Here is a 25,934-nt window from a genome sequence, read left to right on the forward strand (position 1 = left end):
AATCTATGAGGAAAGTGAAAATACTATTTAAAGACAGATAAACAACTGGGGAAAAGTCTCATAAATAACCAATGAGTATTTCAAAAAGTATCCTGCTCCCATAATTCAGGCTTTTGATTTTATTTTTTTAGCGGCTTTTCGCCTGTATTGTGTACAGGTGATCGGTCGCTTAATTTTAGGGTGTTTCTGTATTAAGGACTTGTTTGACATTTACTTAACTGTGCTGGGCTGCCAACCGAAGTGAAAATCAATTGTTTTTTACTTTATCCCACTCCTAAGTTAAATGAATTTACATTGTTTAGCCTGAACAAAACACGAACAAAGATTCAATTTACATTATTTTCACAATAATTAAATAGTAATCAATAATCATTTGTTTTATAATGAAAAGCTGGAGTGAGTTTCAAAGCGAAATTTGTTTGTGAAAAGCACGTAAATTCTAGCATTAATTACTGTTAATTTTCTACAAATATAGTATTCTATAGTTGTATGTAGATAGAAGGAGTGAATTTAATTGACCAAAACAGCAATCCAGTTTTGGAGTGGACTCAACACGATAGGTGGCAATATTATTAGTTTACAATATAAGAACTATCGTATCATTACAGACTTTGGTGCAATGGTAGGGGCTAATGTAGATGATTTACTCAATCATAGCTTGACCTCACAATTATTAAAAGAAGAAAAATTACCTAAAATACCAGGTCTTTATTCAAAACAAGCATTAAAAGATGTCGAATTGGAATCATTTGAGGATAGCGATGTGGAGACGATTATTTGCTTGTCTCATTTACATCTCGATCATTTAGGGTCATTTGGTCAACTTAGTTCTACCATACCTATCTATGCTCTAAAAGACTCGGTCGAGTTTTATGGGCATTTAAAAGAAAACGAATTATTACCTTCGTATGATGTTGATTGGCACCCGGTTGAAGACTTTGGTACGATTCAACATGGTCCTTTTACGATTCAATTTATTCCGGTTGATCATGATACTTTAGGTGCGGCGAGTATTTTTATTACAGCTCCTGATGTTAAGGTGATTTACTCGGGGGATTTTTGCTTATCAGGCTTCCATCCGGAAAAAGTACTGACCTGGGCACAAAAAGCGCGAGCATTTGATGCAGACATTTTGTTAATCGAGGGCACGACTTTCAGTCATGTGGGGGCAGAGCCAAGCGAAGCGGATTTAAGAATCGAACAAATGACGCGTAATTTAATGGCTAAAAATGAACAACAATTACTAACGAGTCTCAAAAAGGAAATGGCTAAAGCGACTGACAAATTAGTGGCTTTTAATGGCTATCCTCAAAATATTACGAGATTGATCCGTTTTGCGAGAATCGTCAATGGCCATGGCCGTCAATTAGTCTTAGATAAACGTTATTATCAGTTATTGAAAGCTTATTTAATTCAACCGTTAGCTATGACGTATATCGGTGAAGGTGGTATCACCATTGAACAGATTAATGAAGCCCCTCATCAATACGCTTTGCAAGTCGATATTGAAGATTTAACAGCACTATTCGCAGTGAAACCGGGCCTTTATTTCCATTCAAATGGCATGCCATTAGGGAGTTACGATCCGACTTATGAACCGTTTGTCCGTCGTGTGGTGGATTATGGATGGGAATTCGTGTTAGCGAATGCGGGAGGACATGCGTCCCCGAACGATTTGTTATTAGTGAATCGGGTAATTAAACCGAAACTAGTGGTGCCATGGCATACTTACCAACCTAAACTTTATGGCGAAGCTATTGCAGCCCAAGGACAAAATGTTTGGTGGCCTTCATATAATAAAACTTATTATTGGTCGCAACTTTCGGAAAAATTAGGAGCAAAAAATGAAAAAAATTAGTTTTTTGATGACAAGTGATACCCATGCTTTTTGGTTAAATCGCTTGACACATCCAACAGCAAATTTATTTAATACTGCAGGTACCATAGAAGCTGTTCGTCAACAACGTCAACATCCAGTCGTCACCATCGATTTAGGAGATTTTATTCAAGGCTCTTCCTTTGCTACTTATTGTAGCCAAGAAGTAAAAGATGGCAGTTGTTTTGCGCGTGCCATGAATGCCTTGAACTATGATTTCCAAATCATTGGGAATCACGAATTTAATTATGGACCAGACTATCGAGATAGTATCTTAACGAAACTTGATTCACAAATCTTATTAAGTAATATTGTTCGTGAAGCAGACGGTCAACCGTTTATTGGTCAACCGTATCAAATCATTGAACGAGAGGGTGTTAAAATTGGCGTAATTGGCGTTACGACCCATTACATCCCCCATTGGGAATTACCCAAACACTATGAAGGATTAATCTTTTTAGATGCATTTGAGACAACCAAAAAGTATGTGGCTGAATTACGTCCATTAGTGGATGTGGTAGTGGTTGCTTATCATGGAGGATTTGAAAGTGACCTCGAAACATTCTCACCTTTAGAAGAATGGACGGGTGAAAACCAAGGGGCTAAGATGTTACAAGAAATTGAGGGCATTGATGTATTGCTAACTGGTCATCAACATCGGGTTATTAACCAACAAGTGAAGAATACCTGGACCGTGCAACCGGGTCATGCTGGTGAATTTGTCGCGGAAGTGATTTTAGAATTAGATGAGCAACATCAAATTATCCATCGTGAAGGCTATTTACATGAGACAGCGCAATATCCAGCTTTAGATAAATTACGGCCACAATTGGAGCCGCAATTATCAAATGGCCAAGCGTGGTTGGAGACGGTTTTAGGCCATGCACCTATTGTGCAACCGACACATGATATCTTTTTAGCGCGTGTAAATGGGCATCCATTTTTAGAATTATTGAACCAAGTTCAATTACAAGTAACGGGTGCTGATTTTAGTGGTATTGCTTTAGTTAATGAGCATTTTGCTGATTTTCAAGGCGATATAACGAATGAAATTCTATTAAAAGCTTATCCTTATTATAATTTGATTACCAAAATACAATTAACGGGTCAAGAAATATATGAGGTCATGGAATACAATTTAGAATACTTTGAATTGGATGCGAATGGACAAATGATAGTCAATCCGGAATACATTTCTCCTAAACCACGCCATTATAATTATGATATTTATTCAGGTTTTAAAACGATCGTTGATGTCTCCAAACCCAAAGGACAACGAGTTATTGAGTTGATTGATGAAAGAACCAATCAACCTTTAGAAAAAGAGCGGCTTTATCAGTTGGCCGTCACTCAATACCGTGCAGTTGGTGGGGGCGATTATACCATGCTGACTCAAGATAAAATAGTTGAAATAACGCAAAATGATATTGCGTCTGAATTGGTAAAAGCATTAAATACCTTTGATGAAAAGAAATGGGCTACGATTAATCAACATTTCCAACATATCGAATGGTTAAATCAGACAAAAATGAATACAGATGAGGTGTAATTGTGCAAGTTAGATTTGAAAATGTCACCATGCAGTTTGAAGATAAAAAGGTCCTCGATAATATTAGCTTTACCTTGCCTAGTCATGAATTGATTTCTTTTTTAGGCCCTTCAGGTTGTGGAAAATCAACCACTTTATATTTGATTTCAGGATTATTAACGCCTACTTCAGGGAAGATTTATTTTGATGATCGCGACGTCACTAAGCTGGATCCAGTAAAACGTCAAGTCGGATTAGTTTTTCAAAATTATGCCTTATACCCTCATTTGACAGTGTTAGAAAACATTATGTTTCCATTAAAGATGAGCAAGATGCCGAAAGCCAAGCGAATCGAAATTGGAAAAAAGATGGCAGCTTTAACACAAATTGACGATCAACTGGATAAATATCCACGTCAATTATCGGGTGGGCAACAACAAAGAGTAGCCATTAGCCGGGCTTTGGCGAAATCTCCGTCGGTCTTATTGATGGATGAGCCATTATCTAATTTAGATGCGCGTTTGCGAATTGAGATGCGTGAGGAAATTCGTCGTATTCAACAAGAAACAGGTGTAACGACTGTGTTTGTAACCCATGATCAAGAAGAAGCACTAAGTATTGCGGATAATGTGATGGTCTTAAACCAAGGTGAAATTCAACAAAAAACAGATCCCGTTACTTTATATAAAGAACCTAAAAATCTTTTTGTGGCGAAATTCATCGGTTCACCCGTTATTAATACATTTACTAAAAATTCACCTTCTTTAAATCATGAGGCATGGCTATTTGATCATGAATGGGAAACGATAGGGATTCGTTCTGAGCATTTTACATTAGGAAACGCAGAAGATTACTTACTACAAGCAACGGTTGAGAGAATTGAACATGTGGGGAAAGATATTACGATGCATATGATATTCGAGGGTGAATCCTTTACGGTTACCGATTTAGATTTAGATGTAACAGAAGGTAGCTTGGTTTACTTAAAAGTTGCACCAGAAAAAATAATGTTTTTTGATAAGACAACTGCCAGAGTTGAGGTAGTGAATCATGAATAAAAAACCGACGCTAAAAAGCACCTTACAAGCATTGCTTTATTTGGCACCGATGTTAACATTTATTGGTATTTTTACCATTTATCCTATTTTTAAATCAGTGGCGATGAGTTTTTATACTAATTTTAATTTGTTTACGGGTGAAGTTAAATCGCGAGGATTGGAAAACTATCAAGTCGTCCTCAGTGATCCTAAATTTCATCAAGCTCTAAAAAACACTTTTATTTATGTTATTGGGGTCGTGCCAACGAGTATTTTTATCTCATTGATGATCGCGTTAATGTTAAATAGTATTCCGTTTTTAAAAGGTTTCTTTAGAACCGTTTATTTCTTGCCTTATGTGACCAGTACCGTAGCTGTTTCGGTGGTGTGGAGTTGGTTGTATCATTCACGCTATGGTTTCTTTAATTATATTCTTAGCTTATTTGGAGCAGATGCCGTCAACTGGTTAAATTCACCTGATAATGCGTTGCCGGCCGTGATGATTATGGCGGTATGGAAGAGTTTAGGTTTTAATATTTTACTATTATTAGTAGGTTTAGGTAATATCAATGAGAATTACTATAAAGCCGCTAAAATTGATGGGGCGAATGCTTTTAATCGCTTTATGAACATTACGATTCCCTTATTAAGACCGACTTTATTTTTACTGTCGACCTTAGGGGTAATCAGTGGTTTTAAGGTGTTCGACGAAGTCTTTGCTTTATTTAGTGGTAGACCTGGACCCGCAGGTTCGGCAACCACTTTGGTTTATTATTTATTTGAAAAATTCTATGTGAAATTCAAATATGGTCAAGCAGCAGCAACCGGTATTATTTTGTTCTTGATTGTTTTAGTCATTACTATGGTTCAAAATGCCGGCAACCGTTACTTTGAAAAGAGAGGTGGCTAATGATGAAGGGGTTTTTAAAAAACATTTTATTATATATGCTATTGTTTTTAGGTGGCCTGTTTATGGTGTTGCCTTTCTATTGGATGTTAGTAACAAGTTTAAAATCAGCAGGGGAAGCTATTGCGATTCCTCCTACTTGGTTACCTCGGAATTGGTTGTTTTCAAATTATGAAAAAGCGCTGAAGGTAGCCCCATTCGCTCGCTATTTTTTAAATAGTTTATTGGTCACCTTGACGACCACAACGGGCGAGTTAATTACGAGCATTTTGGCAGCTTTTGCCTTTGCTAAACTAAAGTTTTGGGGTAAAGATGTATTGTTCATTATTTTATTAGCCACCATGATGGTGCCGGGTGAATTAATGACCATACCTAACTTTGTAACGTTAGCAAGTTGGGATATGATTAACACCTATTGGGCTTTGATTATACCATGGCTTGCAAGTGTTTTTTCAGTCTTTACTTTAAAACAATCATTCCAATCGATACCGGATCAGCTTTATTATGCCGCTAAAACCGATGGTGCGAGTGACTGGCGTTTCCTTTGGGAAATGATGGTACCTTTATCTAAATCATCGATTATTGCGGTCATGATATTGAAAGTGATTGGTAGTTGGAATTCGTTTATGTGGCCATTAATTGTCACAAACGATAAGGCATTACGTACATTGCCTGTGGGACTACAAGCTTTTACGACCGAAGCCGGAACTCAATTTGAGTTATTAATGGCGGCGTCAACCTTAGTAGTAGTTCCAATGGTTGTCATTTATCTGTTCTTGCAAAAATATATTATGCAAGGTATTGCAAGTTCTGGTCTTAAAGGCTAGATGACTTAGGATTTATTTTCTGGGAGGAAAACATTAATGAAAAAATTACGCACATTAGCGGCAACTTTATTAGCAGCAACAACTTTAGGCTCTTTTGTTCCATCAGCAAATGCGCAAGAGAAAGTACAAGTAACTTTTTGGCATGCGATGAATGGTCCACACCAAGAAATGTTAACTAAATTAGTTGAAGAATTTAATGCTTCACAAGAAGGGATTGAAGTCGTTGAACAAAACCAAGGTGACTATTCTACTTTACAACAAAGTATTATGGCTTCTGGTGTATCAGGCGATTTACCGACAATTGCTCAATTAACAGCTTCGAACACCCCGGATTTCATGGATCAAGGTTTATTATTACCTTTAAATGACTTATTAACACCTGAAAACGGCTATACTGATGAGTTAAAAGAAGGGGTTTATGAAACTTTCTTAAAAGGTGCTACTTTTGATGATCAAATTTATGCTTTACCATTCTCAAAATCAGTACGCTTAATGTTTGTCAATAAAACAATGTTGGATGAAGTGAATGCTGAAGTTCCAAAAACTTGGGATGAAGTATTGGCATTAGGTGAAAAATTAGATGAAGCTGGAATTGAAAAACCAGCAATGGGACTTGAAAACGAGTTAACCATGGAATATGAAACAATGGCTCGTCAAAATGGTGCAACTTGGATTGCAGATGATTTATCGCAAGTTGATATGTCTTCTGAAAAAGCAATTGAGCCACTTCAATTCATTAAAGATTTATTAGCGAATGAACATGCACGTACAGCAGGTGAAGATGGCTATATGTCTGGTCCATTTGCTGCTGGTGAAAGTGCGTTATATATTGGTTCTTCTGCTGGTTTACAATATGTCTTACCGGGTGTAGAAGAAAGTGGTATCGAATTAGAAACTGCACATATTCCGGTCTTTGGTGATGGTGAAGAGTTAACCTTATTTGCAGGTAATGATTTAGGTGTTTTCAATTCTGCATCTGAAGAACAACAAAAAGCGGCAGTGCAATTCATGTCATTCTTATTAGAAAATACTGACCGTTGGGCGATTGTGACAGGTTATTTACCTGTTACAAAACAAGGCGCAGAATCTGAAGAATGGACTCAATACTTAGAAGAAAATCCACTTGTTAAAGCTGCCTCTGAAGAATTAGAATTTGGTAAGGCACAAGCTGCCTATGTTGGAGCTAGTGAAGTTTACTCTGAGTTAAAAACAGCATTAGAAAATATTATTATTAATGATGCTGAAGCAGCAACTGAAATGGCAAATATCGAAACATTAGTAAAAGAATTTTTAGGTCTATAATTAACAAGACGATTGATAAATGACAACAGTACGGAAAATGAAGGCTTTAACAGAGGCCTTCATTTTTTATAGGCTCTTTGTCAAATGGTGTGAATGGACAGAGGCATTTTTGTTGACCTACAACAAAAAGTATAGAGCCGTTTTATAAAGGATAAACAAAAATGAATTTTTCCTAGAATGCTTTTCGTTGAAACTTGTAACAGTGTTCGATAAAATGACGAAGGAAATATTCAAGTCAATAAGATTGACCTTATTTGACTAATGGAGTATAATGAATCCAGATAAAGTGAGAAAAGGAGCGATAAATTTGAATTTAATACCTACAGTAATTGAACAATCTTCACGTGGAGAACGTGCCTATGATATTTATTCTCGTTTATTAAAAGATAGAATTATTATGCTAAGTGGACCTATTGATGATAATGTGGCTAACAGTGTCATTGCCCAATTATTATTTTTAGAAGCCCAAGACTCAGAAAAGGATATTTATTTATATATTAATTCACCTGGGGGGAGCGTTTCTGCTGGATTAGCTATTTTTGATACGATGAACTTTATTAAGTCTGATGTACAAACGATTGTTATCGGAATGGCTGCGTCAATGGGGGCTTTCTTATTAGCAGCAGGACAAAAAGGCAAACGCTACGCTTTACCTAATTCTGAAGTGATGATTCACCAACCATTAGGTGGAGCGCAAGGTCAAGCAACTGAAATCGAAATAGCTGCCCGTCATATTTTACATACGCGTGAGCGCCTTAATACGATTTTAGCTGATCGTACAGGGCAACCAATCGATATTATTGCCCGCGATACGGACCGTGATAATTATATGACTGCGGAACAGGCAAAAGAATATGGTTTAATTGATCATATTATGGAGAATAACAAATCGTTAAAATAATAGAACGAAAAGAATTTAATATTTTAAATTTTAAGAAAATCTTAATTCTGGGCGAAAGTCCAGAATTTTTTTTATGAAAATATATGTAATATTAAACTCTTTCAAAGAAAGCACTTAACCATTTGTTAATATTGAAATATTTAATCTTATTGGCCAATAATCGCCCATGCAATAGGGGGCAATATCGGCTGTTATTATTTGATTTTGATTGCAAACAATATTGAATAATGGTATAGTATTAATATGGAAAACGATGGACTGATTATTTACTAAAGTTTTTTATAAACTTGAGTGGTTGGTCATTAGTTGCCCAAGAGGAGGAACACCATGAAGGATGTTTTTTCTATGATGCAAGCAATAGCACCTGATTTAAGTGTAACCTTGCGAACGCGCTATGAAATCCTCTATCACTTAAGACAAGTTGGTGAACCATTAGGTCGAAAAAATTTAGCTGAACGGATTAACAGTTCTGAACGTTCAGTACGAACGATTATTGATCTAATGCGTGAACAAGACTTAGTCGAAGTGACAAGAGTGGGGATTCGCTTAACGGAACATGGACATATTGTTTCAGACATGATTTCTGAGACAGTAAAAAACTCAAGTCGTTTACACGATATTGAAGAATCATTAAAAAGTCATTTAGGTATCTCCAATTGTTGGGTTGTACCAGGTGATTTAGATCATGATTCGGTCGTCTATCGGGAATTGAGTTACGCTACTCAACAAGTATTAGAACGCTACTTGAAGTTTGGTCGTAGTATTATTGCGGTGACAGGTGGTGAGACCTTAGCTCATGTCGGCGAAGGTTTAACTGATGATTTGTCCCAAAATCGTGAATTAGTATTTGTTCCAGCCCGTGGCGGTGTTGGGGGTGGATTTAATATCCAATCCAATATTGTTGGCGGTGTGATGGCTCAAAAAACGAATTCAAAATATGTTCCTTTATTTCTACCGGATGCAATGGAAGAAGATGCGTCGAAAATATTGATGACAGATCCTTCGATTAGTCAGGCAGTGGCATTGAGTAAGAAAGCAGATTGTTTATTAGTCAGTGTTGGATCCGCCGAAGTGATGGCAGAGCGTCGGGAGCTTACTGCACAACAACAACAATTATTAAAAGAAAAAAAGGCGATTGGTGAAGCGTTTGGCGTGTTCTTTGATGAACAAGGCCAAGAAGTATTACGATTACCACGGATTGGTATTCAAATAGAAGACGTGAGCCACATTCCTTTAGTTCTGACAATAGTTGGTGGTGCTACAAAAGCACATGCCGTAGAAGGCTATTGTAAATTAGTCCAACATCATGGATGGTTAATCTGTGATGAGGGCGTCGCAAATATGATTTTAAATGAGGAAACTCATTAAAATAAAAAATCCTTAAGGAGGAAGTCAATTATGACAGTAAAAGTAGGTATTAATGGTTTTGGACGTATCGGTCGTTTAGCATTCCGTCGTATCCAAGAAGTAGAAGGAATCGAAGTAGTAGCAATCAACGACTTAACAGATGCTAATCAATTAGCTCACTTATTAAAATATGATACAACTCAAGGTCGCTTCAATGGTGAAGTTGAGGTATTAGACGGAGCTTTCCGTGTTAACGGTAAAGAAGTGAAAGTTTTAGCTAACCCAAATCCAAATGAATTACCTTGGGGCGAATTAGGAGTTGAAATCGTATTAGAATGTACTGGTTTCTTCACTTCTAAAGAAAAAGCTGAATTACACTTACAAGGTGGTGCCAAACGTGTTGTTATTTCTGCACCTGGTGGTAATGATGTTCCAACAATCGTTTACAATACTAACCATGATATCTTAACTGGTGACGAAACAGTTATCTCTGGTGCTTCATGTACTACTAACTGTTTAGCTCCTATGGCAAAAGTATTAAATGACAGCTTTGGAGTTGTTGAAGGTTTAATGACAACTATCCATGCTTATACTGGTGACCAAAATACTTTAGATGCACCACATCGTAAAGGTGACTTACGTCGTGCTCGTGCTGCAGCTGAAAACATTATTCCTAACACAACAGGTGCTGCTAAAGCTATCGGTTTAGTTATTCCAGAATTAAACGGTAAATTAGACGGAGCTGCACAACGTGTTCCTGTAGCAACTGGTTCATTAACTGAATTAGTAACTGTATTAGAAAAACCAGTTACAGCTGAAGAAGTTAACGCAGCAATGAAAGCAGCAGCTAACGAATCATACGGATATAACGAAGACGAAATCGTTTCTTCTGATATCGTAGGTATTACTTATGGTTCATTATTCGATGCAACTCAAACAAAAGTTATGACTGTTGGCGACAAACAATTAGTTAAAACTGTTGCTTGGTATGACAATGAAATGTCATATACTGCACAATTAGTTCGTACTTTAGAATACTTCGCTAAAGCTTAATTTATCAAATAGCGTTTCAAAAGCGTCTATCCAAAAGTGCGGGGAGGCAAAGACGCTTCCCTGCACTTTTTATATATAAAAAACTCTTTAGGAGGAGAAAAGTATGGCAAAAAAAACAGTTGAAGATTTACAAGTTCAAGGCAAAACAGTATTAGTGCGTGTGGATTTTAACGTTCCAATGAAAGATGGCGTTATTACCGACGACAATCGTATTGTTGCGGCTTTAGATACCATCAAATATTTAATCAACAACCAAGCTAAAGTTGTTTTATTCTCTCACTTAGGTAAAGTGAAAACAGAAGAGGATAAAGCTGGTAAATCATTAAAACCAGCTGCTGACCGTTTAGCTGAATTATTAGAACAAGAGGTTAAATTCTCACCAGTTACTCGTGGTGCAGAATTAGAAGAAGCTGTTAAATCTTTAAAAGAAGGCGAAGTATTAGTTGTTGAAAATACTCGTTTTGAAGATATCGATGGCAAAAAAGAATCTGGTAATGATGCTGAATTAGGTAAATATTGGGCTTCATTAGGTGACTTATTCGTCAATGATGCTTTCGGTACAGCTCACCGTGCCCATGCTTCTAACGTAGGCATTGCTTCTCATTTAGAATCTGCTGCAGGTTATTTAATGGAGAAAGAAGTAAAATTCTTAGGTGAAGCAGTGGATAACCCTGTTCGACCATTCGTGGCTATTTTAGGTGGAGCGAAAGTTTCGGATAAAATTAAAGTAATTGAAAACTTATTAGACAAAGCTGATAAAGTTATTATCGGTGGCGGTATGGCTTATACATTCTTAAAAGCTCAAGGTAAAGAAGTTGGTAATTCATTATTAGAATTAGACCGCGTTGAGTTAGCTAAAGAATTATTAGCTAAAGCGGGTGATAAAATTGCTTTACCGGTAGATGTCGTTGTAGCGGATGACTTCTCAAATGATGCGAATACTCAAGTAGTATCTATCGACGACATTCCTGCTGATTGGGAAGGTTTAGACTGTGGACCTAAATCAGTAGAGTTTTACACTGAGATCTTAAAAGATGCGAAAACAGTGGTGTGGAATGGCCCAATGGGTGTATTCGAAATGCCTAATTTTGCTAAAGGGACTATTGGTGTTTGTGAAGCTATTGCTAACTTAGAAGATGCCACAACAATCGTTGGTGGTGGAGACTCTGCGGCAGCAGTTTTACAATTAGGATATGAAGATAAATTCTCACATATCTCTACTGGTGGTGGTGCGTCATTAACTTATTTAGAAGGCGCAGTTTTACCAGGCGTTGAAGCAATTAACGACAAGTAATTAAAAAGCTCAAAGCCAGGGTGGGGGAGTGACTCTACCCTGTCGTTAGTTAAGAATTATAAAAGGAGAAGATAGAATGTCACGTAAACCAATTATCGCTGGTAACTGGAAAATGAATAAAACGGCTCCCGAAGCTCGTGAATTTGTGGATGCTGTCAAAAACAATATCCCATCAAATGATTTAGTTGATACAGTTATCGGTTCACCTGCATTATTCCTTGAAGGAATGAAAAAAGGGGTTAAAGATACAGAAGTTAAAGTAGCAGCTCAAAACTGTTATTTTGAAGATGAAGGTGCATTTACTGGAGAAATTAGTCCTAAAGCCTTAGGTGCCTTAGGAGTAGAATATGTCATTATTGGTCACTCTGAACGTCGAGAATATTTCCACGAAACAGATGAAGACATCAATAAGAAAGCACATGCTATTTTCCGAAATGAGATGACACCAATCATCTGCTGTGGTGAAACTTTAGAAACTTATGAAGCAGATAAAGCTGAAGAGTTTGTGGGTACTCAAATTAAAGCAGCCTTAAAAGACTTAACCGCAGACCAAGTAGCTTCATTAGTCATTGCTTATGAACCAATCTGGGCAATCGGTACTGGTAAATCAGCAACTCAAGATGATGCTCAAAAAATGTGTAAAGCTGTTCGTGACGTGGTAGCAGCTGACTTTGGTCAAGATGTTGCAGATAAAGTTCGCGTACAATACGGTGGTTCAGTTAAACCTGAAAACATTAAAGACTACATGGCTTGTCCAGACGTTGACGGCGCATTAGTAGGTGGCGCTTCTTTACAACCTGATTCTTTCTTAGCATTATTGGAGGTAGTAAAATAATGAGTAAATCTCCCGTAGCGATTATCATCTTAGACGGATTTGGCTGGAGAGCTGATAGCAATGGTAATGCGGTTGCTTTAGCTAAAAAACCAAATTTTGATCGATATTACAATGAATTTCCACATTCAACAATGAAAGCATCAGGATTAGATGTTGGTCTTCCTGATGGTCAAATGGGTAACTCTGAAGTTGGACACACCAATATTGGTGCTGGACGTATTGTTTATCAAAGTTTAACCCGTATCGATAAAGCCATTGCTGATGGTGAATTCGCAACGAATGATGCTTTGGATCACGCTTTCCAACAAGTATTAGATAATCATTCAGCTTTACATTTATTTGGTTTATTATCTGATGGTGGTGTTCATAGTCATATAAATCATTTATTAGCCTTAGTGGATACTGCTAAAGCTAAAGGAATCGAAAAAGTTTACATCCATGCCTTTATGGATGGACGTGACGTGGATCCAAAAGCTGGACCAGGCTACGTTAAAACTTTAGAAGATTACTTAGCTGCAACTGGCGTAGGTAAGATTGCTACTGTATCTGGTCGTTATTATGCAATGGACCGTGATAAACGATGGGAACGTGTGAAATTAGCTTATGATGCTATTTTCCATAGCGAAGGACCAACATTTGACTCAGCACAAGCTGTTTTAGAACATAACTATGCTGAAGGTATAACAGATGAGTTTATCGTTCCAGCTGTGATTACAGAGAATGGTCAACCAATTGCTAAAGTTGAAGACAATGATTCAATCATCTTCTTTAACTTCCGTCCAGACCGTGCGATCCAATTATCAAATGCAGTTACCGATAAAGAATGGGATAACTTTGATCGTGGCGTACAAGCGAAAAATGTTAAATTAACAACTATGACGCTTTATAATCCTAGTATTGATGCAGAAGTAGCATTCCCACCAATTCCAATGACAAATGTTATCGGTGAAGTATTATCAAATGCTGGATTAAAACAATTACGTATCGCCGAAACGGAAAAATATCCACATGTTACATTCTTTATGAATGGTGGACGTAATGAGGAATTCCCAGGCGAAAACCGTATTTTAATCCCATCACCAAAAGTAGCTACTTATGACTTAAAACCTGAAATGTCAGCCTACGAAGTGGGCGATGCTTTATATAATAGCATTATGAATGATGAAAATGATGCGATTATCTTAAACTTCGCCAACCCAGATATGGTTGGACACTCTGGTATGTTAGAACCAACTATCAAAGCAATCGAAGCAGTTGACGAAAACTTAGGTAAAGTGGTTGATGCTATTTTAGAAAAAGGTGGCTATGCGATAATTTTTGCTGACCACGGAAACTCAGAGACGATGATAACACCTGAAGGAACGCCACACACTGCTCATACGACTGTTCCAGTTCCGGTTATCGTAACAAAACATGGAATTGAATTAAGAGAAGATGGCCGATTAGCAGACGTAGCGCCTACAATGTTAGATTTACTAGGTCTTGAAAAACCAGGAGAAATGACTGGTGAATCATTAATTAAAAAATAATGAAAAACCTCGAAATGCTTTGCATTTCACCCAATTTATAATTACAATAGAGATAGGTATTTTATACGATCTCAGTGTAAAAATTTATACCAAATTAAAGGAGAAATAAAAAATGCCATTTATTACAGATGTTTATGCACGCGAAGTTTTAGATTCACGCGGTAACCCAACAATCGAAGTTGAAGTTTATACAGAAAGCGGTGCTTTCGGTCGCGGTATGGTACCTTCAGGTGCTTCTACTGGTGAACACGAAGCGGTTGAATTACGTGACGGAGACAAAGAACGTTACTTAGGTAAAGGTGTTTCTAAAGCAGTTGATAATGTTAACAATATTATCGCTGAAGCTTTATTAGGATACGATGTTTTACAACAACAAGCAATCGATAAATTAATGATCGAATTAGACGGTACTCCTAACAAAGGTAAATTAGGTGCAAACGCAATCTTAGGTGTTTCTATCGCTGTTGCACGTGCAGCTGCAGATTACTTAAATATTCCTTTATACCAATATTTAGGTGGATTCAATACTAAAGTTTTACCTACACCAATGATGAACATTGTTAACGGTGGATCTCACTCTGATGCGCCAATCGCTTTCCAAGAGTTCATGATTTTACCTGTTGGTGCTCCTACATTTAAAGAAGCTTTACGTTGGGGTACTGAAGTATTCCACGCATTAAAAGCAATCTTACATGACCGTGGTTTAGTAACTGCTGTAGGTGACGAAGGTGGATTTGCTCCTTCATTCGAAGGAACTGAAGATGGTGTTGAAACTATCTTAGAAGCTATTAAAAAAGCTGGTTTAGAACCAGGTAAAGATGTATTCTTAGGATTTGACTGTGCTTCTTCAGAATTCTATGAAAATGGCGTTTACGACTACACTAAATTCGAAGGTGAAAATGGTGTAAAACGTACAGCTGAAGAACAAGTTGATTATTTAGAAGAATTAGTAAACAAATACCCAATCATCTCTATCGAAGATGGTATGGATGAAAACGACTGGGAAGGTTGGAAATTATTAACTGAACGTATCGGTGATAAAGTTCAATTAGTAGGTGACGACTTATTCGTAACAAACACTGAAATCTTAGAACGTGGTATCGAAAACGGCGTTGGTAACTCAATCTTAATCAAAGTTAACCAAATTGGTACATTAACTGAAACATTCGATGCAATCGAAATGGCTAAAGAAGCTGGTTACACAGCAGTTGTATCACACCGTTCAGGTGAAACAGAAGATTCAACAATCGCTGACATCGCTGTTGCAACTAACGCTGGCCAAATCAAAACAGGTTCATTAAGCCGTACAGACCGTATCGCTAAATACAACCAATTATTACGTATCGAAGATGAATTAGGCGAGGTTGCTAAATACAACGGCTTAAAATCATTCTACAACTTAGACTTAAAAAAATAATTAGTTAATTGCTAATTAATGTGACGCTCCCTCAATGAGGGGGCGTTTTTTAATGTATCTTTTCATATGGAAGTTATCAGAGTGAATTAATAGCTCTAGTATAGGAGGTATAGATGTTTTCTAATAATTAAAGTGGTAGCAAAAAAGCAAAGAAACATACATTTTGAACTGTTTCTTTGCTTTTGTAGGTTTGTAAATTTGGTATTCAAATTTTAGTGTACCAGCACATCTTAATTAATAGACATACTATAATTTATTCTTTCAACTATTGATTTTAGGAAAAAATTCCGCTTGTTGCTAGAATTAGAAAAATGAAGTAATAAAGGTAGAGTCCTAAAATGAGTTTGTTCATTGAAAGTTGCTTTTTGTAAAAAATTAAGATTAAAATGAATGAGATGATGGAACTGATTTTATTATTTATAATTATGTTTGAGGTGGGTAAATTTAGGTGTAAACTGACAATAGGTAACAGGAAATATATTATCATCAAAACAAATTTTGTTATGTTCGATTCCAAAAGTTTCATCTTACCACTCCTTTATACTAATAAACCACACGCCAATCCTCTTCTTTAGTGTATTGTGTTCTTTTGACATGTCTAATAAATGCCCCAGAATATCTGTCATATACATCGTATTCTACTGTATATGAAACATCTCTCCAAAAAACATTGTAAGTTCTTACAATAGATCCAATTGGGGTGTTAATTCCAGGCGAAACTTGGTAGGCAAAATACCAATCGGACAAAATTTGATAGTTATATTTTTTGAAATTTCTTGCGTCTTCATAATGTAGCGGTTGTACTAATGCCCCCTTATCAATACTATAATCATCAATGAGAGAAGTAGCATTGTAAGCGTCCCATAACAGAGTATCTATCAATAATCGGATAATACCCCTAAAATAGTGATAATCAAACTATTTTAGGGGTGTTATCTTGAAAATGAATATCAATCAATTAGGTCAAGTTTATCTAATCTCAGGAAAAACCGATATGCGCCAAGGAATTGATTCCCTTGCATCACTCGTGAGAGAAAAGTATCAATTGGATCCTTTTTCACAAAAACTTTTTCTATTCTGTGGGACAAAAAAAGATCGGTTTAAGATTCTCTATTGGGATGGTCAAGGGTTTTGGCTATTCTATAAGTGTTTCGAAAACGGCCGTTTAACTTGGCCTTCTCATAATGATGACATAATAAAATTAAATGAAACTCAAGTGAACTGGTTACTTCAAGGGTTCTCGATCGAACCCAAAATTAAGGTGGCCAATCAGCGAACTTTCTATTGATAGTCTCTCTCTTCTGTTTTATACTATACCTATACTAATGAACGGAGTAAGGCATATGAACAATTTAGAACAAAAAGGCGAATCACTATTAAATTTAATCGAAACACTCAATAATGAAATTGCTTTACTTCGTGAACAAAATGCTTATTTATTAAAACTGCTCTATGGGAAAAAATCTGAGAAGATTATCGTTCCTGATGGTCAACTCTCTCTCTTCGAAGATGAAAATGAACCGGCAAAACAAATGCCGGACTCTCCCAGGCGAGATTGAAACGATACAGTATACACGAAAGAAATCGTCCGGAAAACGCCAACTCACACTCGATCAATTTCCCGTTGAAGAAAAACACTATTCTCTTGAAGGGGAAGCTTGCCACTGCCCAGATTGTCAACATCATTTAAAAGAAATCGGTTCGCACTGTTATCGTCAGGAATTAGTCTTTATCCCTGCGCAAATAAAACGGGTGGACCATATTCAACATGCCTATAAATGCGAGCATTGTAGTCAATTGAAGGATCAAGATGTCATTATTAAATCCACGGTACCGAAGGCTCCCTTGAACCATAGTTTAGGCTCCGCTTCGATTATTGCACATTCCATTCATCTAAAATACAATTTAAAAGTCCCTAATTATCGACAAGAAACAGATTGGGTGAAGTTATCCCTTCCCATCACCCGAAAAGAATTGACTCACTGGCAGATGAAAGTGAGTGAACAATATTTTCTACCCCTTTATCGGCGGTTAACACAAGAGCTGTTATCACAAACGCATCTACATGCGGATGAAACACCGTATCGAGTCTTAGAGAGTAAAACGAATCAAACTTATTATTGGGTCGTTGCTTCTGGTAAAGACGCTGAAAGAGGCATCACACTCTACCATCATGATGCTAAGCGGAGTGGACAGGTGATAAAAGAACTCTTAGGTGACTACTCGGGGTATGTTCATTGTGATATGCATGCGGCTTATCGTCAACTCGAGAATGCGAAATTAGTCGGCTGTTGGGCCCATGTGCGACGAAAATTCTACGAAGCGACACCCAAGCAGTCGAAAGAGAGTTTGGGAGCAGTTGGTTTAGACTATTGTAATCAGCTATTCCGCTTAGAAGAAGCATGGGCAGAACTCACACCAGAAGAAAGACTTGTCAAACGACAGTCAGAGTTACGCCCTGTTATGGAAGCCTTCTTCGATTGGTGTCGCACCCAAGAAGTATTGCCAGGGTTCAAGCTCGGTAAAGCCATCCAATATGCATTAAATTATGAAAATACTTTTAAAACCGTATTGGAAGATGGTCATTTAGTCTTATCGAATAATTTAGCGGAGCGAGCGATAAAGAACTTGGTGATTGGTCGAAAGAACTGGTTGTTCTCCAAGAGTTTTGAAGGGGCTCAAACGAACGCTGTCATTCTAACAATAATTGAAACAGCGAAACGACATGGGCTTGATTCAGAAAAATATATCAATTATTTACTGACCCACTTACCGAATGAACCGATTTTTGAAAAAAATGAGGTCTTAGAGGCTTATTTGCCATGGAGTGAATTAGTCCAACGACATTGCCAGTTAAGTGTCCAATAAAAAAGTAAATCCACTTCCATCTTTGATTAAAAAATTTGGAAGTGGATTTTTTAAGTATCAAGATACTCTGATATAGGACGCTTACGTAGCATTTACTAATGTAGCATTATTAAATGCTAATATTAAACCAACTATAAATAGTAAATTTTTCAGAAATTTTTTCATGATTTTCTACCTCCTATAATATTTTCAAAGGGCCTTGGATAAAGATATTTGATTGATGATGAATACCCAAATTATAAAACTCACTTCAATTATAAATTACCAAAAATTTTATAAAAGTCAAAATAATTTAAACTTTTTTGATTGTCAAATTAAGCTAGAATTTTTACCTAACACATAATACGTTTGCTTTTTTTCTAATTGATAATTAAAATGCTTGTTCGAAAGTTCAAGTATAAATTATCCACTAACTTTAAGGTTTCCACAAAGTCAGATTTGTGGCAAGTGTAGTGAGTCAAATTGATGCATTAAATCGTTAGAGCTTTACTTGGATGCTCCGGTATGATACTCGCGAATAGCGAGTTGGGGAAAGGGTTTGGGTAGGAGACCCAAAAAGCATCCCCAAATCATCATGCCGGGCTAGGCACCAAGTCAAGCTCTAACAATCAGGTGCCTTACGCAATGGATTCACTGTCTTAACAAACACATTGTGTGCATTAGAAAGCATCTATCCATCCAAGTTCCTTACAACAATCGATAAAAACTTCAATTGGCGTTCGATAACCTAATGATTTTCGTGGAATTTCATTGCGGAAATGAGCTGTTTGGCTGAGTATTTCCTGCGATATATCGGTAAAATCCATCCCCTTAGATAACCCATCTCTTCGAAGTAGTCCATTAGAGTGTTCATTTAAGCCGCGTTGTGACGGACAACCGGGATCAGCAAAGTAAATATTGATGTCATTGACATTTGAAATGGCTTGCCAATCAGAAAATTCTTTTCCACAATCAAACGTAATGGATTTAAATAAATTTCTCGGTAAATAAGCAAACCAGTTATCACAAGCGATTCGCATATCACTTGCTTTGCGACTGTTAATTTTTATCGGGATGATGAGTTTACTGATTCTTTCGACCAGTGTTAGGACTGCACTCTTATGGTCTTTTCCGACAATAGTGTCACCTTCTAGATGTCCAAATTCTTTCTCATATTGTGGATTTTCTTTTTGACGATCTTCGATGGTGCGTCTAAAGTGTTGTTTACCTCTTTTTTCCTGATACCCATTAGGTTTTCTCTTACCTTTCATCGGTAAAGTTGAGGGATCAAAGAGTTCCGAGTCTTTAAAACGACGATAAAGTGTTCGAGCTGTACATCCTAATGGGAGTTCATTCCGACCAATGATGACGTCAGGAGACCACCCCTGGTCCACTTTTTTCTTAATATATGTGATTTGTTTAGTGTTAAAGACCTTCTTTTTGGCACCACAGCGTGATTTATTCTCTTTATATTGATCGTAGTATTCCTGAATATTACCACTATTTTTAAGAAAATTAACGACGTTATAAATGGTTTGGATGGCCCGATTTAATTTTTTAGCGATATCCGTTACTTTTTTACCGCTATCGTAATAATTTTCTATCCAAATCAATTCTTTCATGGTAAGATGTGTATAAGCCATTTGTATGTACTCCTTCCTTAGCATGTGTTCGTATGTTTAGGATACCATACAAATGGCCTATTTATTTTTCTAGCTTAATTTTACTATCCAAGCTTTTAAAAAATTATACTTTGTTATGGAAGAAACTGTAATTAAGATGGAACATAATATTCAGGGCTGAAAAGATTCGAGTCTATATTTCCTAATGATTTACCACAATATTTTCAAAAGTATATAGTTGCAGATTATCAATTATGAGCAGCAATTTTTCATTATAATTAAAGCTATTGAACATTAATTCAGTCATTTATCATTGGTTATTTGTTTATAAAATGGTAAGATAAATCTAGCAGAAATCACGTGATGAATTTCATAAAAAGAGGACGGTAATATGCGAAAACAACGAGAAATGAGTGACCGTGAATGGTTAATCAGGCGTAGACTAAGTCGTATTTTTCATTTCCTATTAATCGTATTAGGTATTATTCTCTATTATAAAATTTGGCGCAATCCCTATTTAATGTATCCAGTCATTAGAATAGCCTTCATTTTTGTGCTTATTTATTACCCGATTCAATGGCTTTTATTAATCTATGACAAATGGAAAAGAAGAAAGCGACGTTAGTATGAGTTTAGTAAAATAGTGTTAAATAACTTAGGAGGTGGCTTATGAAAATACTCATTGTTGAAGATGATAAAATAATTGCTCGACAATTAAAAGTCGAGTTGGAAAAGTGGCAATATCAAGTTGCTTTAATTGAAGACTTTACGAAAGTCATTGAAGAATTTAAAGCATTCGAACCTCATTTAGTATTAATGGATATTGGGTTGCCAGCTTTTAATGGCTATCATTGGTGTCAACAAATTCGACAATTTTCAAAAGTACCCATTATTTTTATTTCTTCTCGAGCAGACAATATGGACCAAGTGATGGCAATTCAAATGGGGGCGGACGATTACTTAACCAAGCCGATTGATTTAAGTTTATCCTTGGCTAAGATCCAAGCCCTTCTTCGCCGCTCTTATGATTACACCGTTGAAGCGCCACAAGACAGTTATGGCGGATTAAGCGTCGACTTTGCCAATGCGAGTGTACTCTATGAAGGAACAGCGGTCGAATTAACTCATACTCAATTACAAATCATGGAGTCATTAATCGAAGCTAAAGGTGGATTTGTCTCGCGAGAAGCGATTATGGATCATTGTTGGGATCAAGCTAATTTTATTGATGATAATACCTTGTCCGTCAATATTTCGCGCATTCGCAAACGGTTGGAGGAACAAGGTGTCAAAACGAGTATACAAACTAAAAAGGGACTTGGTTATGCTTTAAAGGTGGATGAAAATGAATAGATTGAAACAATATCTTAAACTAAAATGGCCATCTTTGCTTTTGTATATAACACCAGTCGTTTTAACGATGGTTGTCATGATCGTCTACCAATTAGATGGACAGATGATTCAATATATATTATGGTTGAGCTTATTTGTCGGCGTGATTTTATTTGTAATTAGTTTAATTCGCTTTGAACATGACCAATTACAACAAGAAGAATTGCAAGTTTTACAAGATGAAAATCACCAATTAAAACAAGAGCTCCATCATATCAGACTCGAAACCGAGACGTATTTTCTGACCTGGCTTCATCAGATGAAGACGCCGATTGCGGGAGCGCAATTATTATTGCGAGAAAACCAAGGGGAAAATACCAATGAATTACGCTTATTAATGACCGAAATTGATAAATACACGGGTATGGCATTATCGTATATAAAATTAATGAATCCTGGCGCAGATTTGGAGTTTACTAGGTTAACATTGGATGAAATCTTAAGTCCACTGATTAAGAAATATCGATATCAATTCTTTTACTATAATGTGAGTTTGGAATATGAGAGATTAATACAAGTGGTGATTACTGACGGTCACTGGAGCTCCCTGATGATTGAACAAATTCTTTCAAACGCGTTGAAATACTGCCAAAATGAAAATGGCGCAAAAATATCAATATATTTTAATGAGGCAACACAAGAGTTGGCAATTCAAGACAATGGTATTGGTATACAAGCAAGTGATTTGACTAAAATCTTTGATAAAGGCTATGTTGGTTTTAATGGACGATTACATGAAAAAGCCAGTGGTCTTGGGTTATACTTAGTCGATTTAATCTCAGAACGCTTAACCCAACCCATTCGAGTCGAATCACAACTGAATCAAGGAAGTATTTTCTATATCAAGTTTAATCTTGCAAAAATGTAAGATTAGACTTGTTTTTGTTAGTTTAGATAAAGGCAGTTACCTTAGATATCCAGTAAACTTAAGTTAACAAATCAAAGGAGTGAGCAAAATGTCATTATTAAAAATTCAAAATGTCGAGAAAGTATATGGTAAAAAAGGTTTTGGCGTGCTAACGAAAGCTCTTAAAAATGTTAACTTCGAAGTCAATGAAGGAGAATTTGTTTCAATCATGGGAGAGTCTGGTTCGGGGAAAACAACCTTACTAAATATTATCGCAACATTAGATCAGCCGACGAACGGACAAGTTTTACTAAACAATCTACCTTTATCTGAAATAAAATCAAAAGATATTGCGAAGTTCCGTCGAGAACGTCTCGGGTTTGTTTTCCAGGATTTTAATGTGTTAAATAACTTCAATAATAAAGACAATATCCTCTTGCCATTAGTTCTCTCGGAAAAAAAGATAACCGAAATGGAACAACGTTTATCAGAGATTACCCCTATCTTAGGGATTGAATCCTTATTAGAGAAGTTTCCGTACCAAATATCAGGAGGGCAACGTCAACGCATTGCGATTGCGAGAACGATTATTACGCAACCGGATATTTTATTAGCTGATGAGCCAACGGGAGCATTAGATTCGAAAACCTCCCAAACAATTTTAGAATTATTTCAGTCATTAAATGAGATGGGACAAACGATTTTAATGGTAACCCACTCGATTAAAGCTGCGGCAATGTCGAACCGCGTATTATTTATTAAAGATGGGATTGTCTTTCATGAAATTTATCGTGGCAATGATTCGGTACAAGCGTTCCAAGAACGAATTGCAGATAGTTTAACCGCTATGAATCAAGGTGGTGAATAATTATGAAATTAGGACTATATTTAAAACTTGCTTGGCGAAATTTAAAAGCCAATCATCAATTGCAAATACCATTCGTATTGGCCAGCAGTATCATGTTTGCGACGCTTTACATCATGGCATCATTAAAGACCAATAAATTTGTGACAGAACGCCATACGGAGTTACCCATCTTAATGGGACTGGGGATTTTTATTGTAGCTTTATTGGCCATCATCTTTACCATCTATGGTCAAACATTTATCGCAAAAAGAAGAAGTAAAGAATTCTCATTGTATTCTATTTTAGGATTTGAGAAATTGCATATTTCAATGGTTATTCTAATTGAGCAACTGATTAACTTTGTTGTGATTGGTTTATTGAGTATTGTAATGGGGCAATTAGTTGGGACGATTATGTTTAAGGTGATGACAAATCTGCTTAAAGACGTAGCCGCCACCTTAGGCGATTATCCACTTTCTTGGTATGCTATCTCTGTAGTACTAATTTTATTGGCGGGTATCTTGTTCGTATTATATCTATTTCAAACATTCCGAGTAAGCTTGTTAAATCCAATTGATTTAATGAGCCAACAAAAATCTGGAGAAAAAACTGGGAAATTTCAATGGATTTGGTTAATTTCTGGTTTGGTGTCACTGGGTGCGGGTTATTATATAGCTTGGACTACAAAAGGTCTCTTGGATGCTATTTTAATGTTCTTCATAGCAGTACTGCTCGTGATGATGGCAACCTATTTCTTATTTATGACGTTAATCTCATTTGTATTGAATCAATTAAAGAAAAATAAGAACTACTATTATCAACCAAATCATTTCCTATCAATATCTGGAATGTTATACCGAATTCGTTCAAATGCCATAAGTTTAGCGAGTATTGCCATTTTAAGTACAGGTTTTATGTTAGCGTTAGGAAGTACCATTTCGATTTATGGCGGGATTGAAGATACTATAAAAATGCGTCATATACGCGATTATGAAGTTTATTCTTATGATCATGATTATTTTTTAGATGAAAGCCCCGACGCTATTTTGGCAAAGAAAGAAGCACTTCAAGAGCAAATAAATCAGTTATCGGACGTTCAAGAAGTAAAGGATGTTTATCTAACTGAAAGTGTTTATATTAATTTAAGATTATCAAAGGATATGAATACTTTAGAAAAATTAGCAAATATCGAGATCATGTCAAAAGATCGGACTTTTATTGGAACGATTATGACCATAGAAGATTATAATCAATTGCATGGGACCAAGCATCAATTAAATGAAGGCGAAATATTATTAAATGATTTGAATGAGGTTTTAAAAGATAAGAAAGAGCTCAATATTGCCGGGAAACAGTATCAAGTCAAATATAATACCGATCCTATTTATACCAATGTTATTATTGATTATGTCCAACTTGTGGTACCAACACGAGAAGAGATGATGGAACTTGGTAAGTATTATCAACTAGAGAATACGGTTATGGGGCCAGGTAGTTTTAGAATTTCCTTTGATGTAACGAAAGATAGTAATGCTCTAAAAGATAAAATAGCAACTGTTTTTGCTGGGGGCAATCAACGTGTATTAAGCGTTGAACAGACCCGTAAAGAAACGTATCAATTTAATGGCGGGTTCCTATTTTTAGGGATTATGATTGGTGTGGTGTTACTGGTCGGTACCGTCTTAATGATTTATTATAAACAAATAACCGAAGGGTATGATGATAAAGCCAACTTCCAAGTCATGAAACAAGTTGGATTACCAGAAGAAATGATAAAAACAACGATTAAACAGCAAACGTTTTGGCTCTTCGCCTTACCGATTATTGTGGCTGTTATTCATGGTTTAGTTGCAAGTAAGATTATTTTCCGCCTTTTAGGGTTGTTCGGTATTTATAAATTATCACAATTCTTTATCCCTTATCTGATTGTTATTACTGTTTTCGTGGTAATTTATTACATTGTGTATCGTGTTACTTCAAGTGTTTACTATCAAATTGTGAATGAAGAATAAATTTACTAAATAACCGTTAATTACATTTTTGCGGTAAAAATGAATCTATTGGGAGTGGGCTAGAAGTTGAAAATACTTCAAGAGCTCGCTCCCTATTCTGTTCTCTCTTTTATCGGCGTGCTATAATAAAAGAGCAAAAATAAGAAAAGGGTGTGGTAGTCATGATAGAATTACCAAAACAATTTGATTGTTGCGTCATCGATTTTGAGACCGCAACACATTATAATAACTCAGCCTGTTCAATCGGTATGGCGTTTATTAAAGACCTTGAAATCGTTGATCGATTTTATAGTTTAATTCAACCACCAGGAAATCGTTATGCTCAGTCCAATATACGCGTGCATGGTATTACCTCGAAGGATACCGCAACGGCACCAACATTTGGTGAGCTTTGGTCTGAGATAGAATCAAAAATCAATTCATCTCGTTATATATCAGCTTATAATAGTCAATTTGATATGTGTAAATGTCAACCGAAAAATGGTCCATGATAATATTTGAAAAATGGTCCAAT

The 25,934-nt window shown here is 36.3% G+C and carries 24 protein-coding genes; 22 read left to right on the forward strand and 2 right to left on the reverse strand.

Going from position 1 to position 25,934, the window contains the following annotated elements; genetic code table 11:
- The first annotated feature begins 514 nt into the window (after positions 1-514).
- The 13 genes from CYJ72_RS08140 (at position 515) to eno (ending at position 15,853) form a co-directional block, all read left to right on the forward strand.
- Positions 515-1,858, forward strand: coding sequence for an MBL fold metallo-hydrolase (locus tag CYJ72_RS08140; RefSeq protein ID WP_284629233.1), 1,344 nt, complete (start codon positions 515-517; stop codon positions 1,856-1,858).
- Complete coding sequence (locus CYJ72_RS08145) at positions 1,845-3,425, forward strand: bifunctional metallophosphatase/5'-nucleotidase (protein WP_101812903.1); 1,581 nt, start codon at positions 1,845-1,847, stop codon at positions 3,423-3,425. The genes CYJ72_RS08140 and CYJ72_RS08145 overlap by 14 nt, the downstream gene beginning before the upstream one ends.
- Before the next feature lie 2 nt (positions 3,426-3,427).
- Positions 3,428-4,462: an ABC transporter ATP-binding protein gene (locus CYJ72_RS08150; RefSeq protein ID WP_101812902.1), complete on the forward strand. Its 1,035-nt coding sequence runs from the start codon at positions 3,428-3,430 to the stop codon at positions 4,460-4,462.
- Positions 4,452-5,351, forward strand: coding sequence for a carbohydrate ABC transporter permease (locus CYJ72_RS08155; protein ID WP_101812901.1), 900 nt, complete (start codon positions 4,452-4,454; stop codon positions 5,349-5,351). Before CYJ72_RS08150 ends, CYJ72_RS08155 begins: the two co-directional genes overlap by 11 nt.
- Before the next feature lie 2 nt (positions 5,352-5,353).
- Complete coding sequence (locus tag CYJ72_RS08160; protein ID WP_101812900.1) at positions 5,354-6,175, forward strand: carbohydrate ABC transporter permease; 822 nt, start codon at positions 5,354-5,356, stop codon at positions 6,173-6,175.
- 36 nt (positions 6,176-6,211) lie between these two features.
- Positions 6,212-7,477 (forward strand): ABC transporter substrate-binding protein, encoded by a 1,266-nt coding sequence (locus CYJ72_RS08165; RefSeq protein WP_284629237.1) that lies wholly within the window; start codon positions 6,212-6,214, stop codon positions 7,475-7,477.
- 307 nt (positions 7,478-7,784) lie between these two features.
- A complete protein-coding gene (clpP, locus tag CYJ72_RS08170) occupies positions 7,785-8,378 on the forward strand; it encodes an ATP-dependent Clp endopeptidase proteolytic subunit ClpP (protein ID WP_066125953.1) in 594 nt (197 codons plus the stop codon).
- A 327-nt stretch (positions 8,379-8,705) separates the two neighbouring features.
- Positions 8,706-9,746 (forward strand): sugar-binding transcriptional regulator, encoded by a 1,041-nt coding sequence (locus tag CYJ72_RS08175; RefSeq protein ID WP_101812898.1) that lies wholly within the window; start codon positions 8,706-8,708, stop codon positions 9,744-9,746.
- 30 nt (positions 9,747-9,776) lie between these two features.
- Positions 9,777-10,778, forward strand: a complete 1,002-nt coding sequence (gene gap, locus CYJ72_RS08180) for a type I glyceraldehyde-3-phosphate dehydrogenase (RefSeq protein ID WP_071408280.1) — start codon at positions 9,777-9,779, stop codon at positions 10,776-10,778.
- 103 nt (positions 10,779-10,881) lie between these two features.
- The gene (locus CYJ72_RS08185) at positions 10,882-12,072 is read left to right on the forward strand and encodes a phosphoglycerate kinase (RefSeq protein WP_071408281.1); all 1,191 of its coding nucleotides are present in this window, start codon (positions 10,882-10,884) and stop codon (positions 12,070-12,072) included.
- Between the two features lie 76 nt (positions 12,073-12,148).
- Positions 12,149-12,907, forward strand: a complete 759-nt coding sequence (tpiA, locus tag CYJ72_RS08190) for a triose-phosphate isomerase (protein WP_284629241.1) — start codon at positions 12,149-12,151, stop codon at positions 12,905-12,907.
- Positions 12,907-14,436, forward strand: a complete 1,530-nt coding sequence (gpmI, locus tag CYJ72_RS08195) for a 2,3-bisphosphoglycerate-independent phosphoglycerate mutase (RefSeq protein WP_066125950.1) — start codon at positions 12,907-12,909, stop codon at positions 14,434-14,436. The genes tpiA and gpmI overlap by 1 nt, the downstream gene beginning before the upstream one ends.
- A 112-nt stretch (positions 14,437-14,548) precedes the next feature.
- Positions 14,549-15,853 (forward strand): phosphopyruvate hydratase, encoded by a 1,305-nt coding sequence (gene eno / locus CYJ72_RS08200; protein ID WP_066125952.1) that lies wholly within the window; start codon positions 14,549-14,551, stop codon positions 15,851-15,853.
- 543 nt (positions 15,854-16,396) lie between these two features.
- On the opposite strand, the gene CYJ72_RS08205 is transcribed toward eno, so the two are convergent.
- Positions 16,397-16,735 (reverse strand): hypothetical protein, encoded by a 339-nt coding sequence (locus tag CYJ72_RS08205; RefSeq protein ID WP_284629244.1) that lies wholly within the window; start codon positions 16,733-16,735, stop codon positions 16,397-16,399.
- 61 nt (positions 16,736-16,796) lie between these two features.
- Between CYJ72_RS08205 and tnpB the strand changes: the two genes are divergently transcribed.
- Genes tnpB through tnpC form a run of 3 tightly spaced genes read left to right on the forward strand, consistent with a single transcriptional unit; the run spans position 16,797 to position 18,721 of the window.
- A complete protein-coding gene (tnpB, locus tag CYJ72_RS08210) occupies positions 16,797-17,141 on the forward strand; it encodes an IS66 family insertion sequence element accessory protein TnpB (protein WP_284630890.1) in 345 nt (114 codons plus the stop codon).
- A gap of 55 nt (positions 17,142-17,196) precedes the next feature.
- On the forward strand, positions 17,197-17,412 hold the full coding sequence (locus CYJ72_RS08215; RefSeq protein WP_284629245.1) for an IS66 family transposase: 216 nt from the start codon (positions 17,197-17,199) through the stop codon (positions 17,410-17,412).
- Positions 17,363-18,721, forward strand: a complete 1,359-nt coding sequence (gene tnpC, locus CYJ72_RS08220) for an IS66 family transposase (protein ID WP_431606493.1) — start codon at positions 17,363-17,365, stop codon at positions 18,719-18,721. Before CYJ72_RS08215 ends, tnpC begins: the two co-directional genes overlap by 50 nt.
- A gap of 659 nt (positions 18,722-19,380) precedes the next feature.
- Here tnpC and CYJ72_RS08225 read toward each other — a convergent pair.
- Positions 19,381-20,343 (reverse strand): IS30 family transposase, encoded by a 963-nt coding sequence (locus tag CYJ72_RS08225; RefSeq protein WP_284629249.1) that lies wholly within the window; start codon positions 20,341-20,343, stop codon positions 19,381-19,383.
- 370 nt (positions 20,344-20,713) lie between these two features.
- On the opposite strand from CYJ72_RS08225, the gene CYJ72_RS08230 reads away from it, so the two are divergent.
- The 6 genes from CYJ72_RS08230 to CYJ72_RS08255 all read left to right on the forward strand — a co-directional run bounded on the left by CYJ72_RS08230 (position 20,714) and on the right by CYJ72_RS08255 (position 25,911).
- Complete coding sequence (locus tag CYJ72_RS08230) at positions 20,714-20,947, forward strand: hypothetical protein (protein WP_066126800.1); 234 nt, start codon at positions 20,714-20,716, stop codon at positions 20,945-20,947.
- Between the two features lie 44 nt (positions 20,948-20,991).
- Positions 20,992-21,675: a response regulator transcription factor gene (locus CYJ72_RS08235; RefSeq protein ID WP_066126798.1), complete on the forward strand. Its 684-nt coding sequence runs from the start codon at positions 20,992-20,994 to the stop codon at positions 21,673-21,675.
- Positions 21,668-22,582, forward strand: a complete 915-nt coding sequence (locus tag CYJ72_RS08240) for a sensor histidine kinase (protein ID WP_066126796.1) — start codon at positions 21,668-21,670, stop codon at positions 22,580-22,582. The genes CYJ72_RS08235 and CYJ72_RS08240 overlap by 8 nt, the downstream gene beginning before the upstream one ends.
- An 88-nt stretch (positions 22,583-22,670) precedes the next feature.
- Positions 22,671-23,429 (forward strand): ABC transporter ATP-binding protein, encoded by a 759-nt coding sequence (locus CYJ72_RS08245; RefSeq protein WP_284629255.1) that lies wholly within the window; start codon positions 22,671-22,673, stop codon positions 23,427-23,429.
- 2 nt (positions 23,430-23,431) lie between these two features.
- Positions 23,432-25,420, forward strand: a complete 1,989-nt coding sequence (locus tag CYJ72_RS08250) for an FtsX-like permease family protein (protein ID WP_284629257.1) — start codon at positions 23,432-23,434, stop codon at positions 25,418-25,420.
- A 161-nt stretch (positions 25,421-25,581) separates the two neighbouring features.
- Positions 25,582-25,911: an exonuclease domain-containing protein gene (locus tag CYJ72_RS08255; RefSeq protein WP_284629259.1), complete on the forward strand. Its 330-nt coding sequence runs from the start codon at positions 25,582-25,584 to the stop codon at positions 25,909-25,911.
- The last annotated feature ends 23 nt before the right edge of the window (positions 25,912-25,934 follow it).

This window comes from Globicatella sanguinis (assembly GCF_002847845.2).
GTDB classification, from domain to species: domain Bacteria; phylum Bacillota; class Bacilli; order Lactobacillales; family Aerococcaceae; genus Globicatella; species Globicatella sanguinis.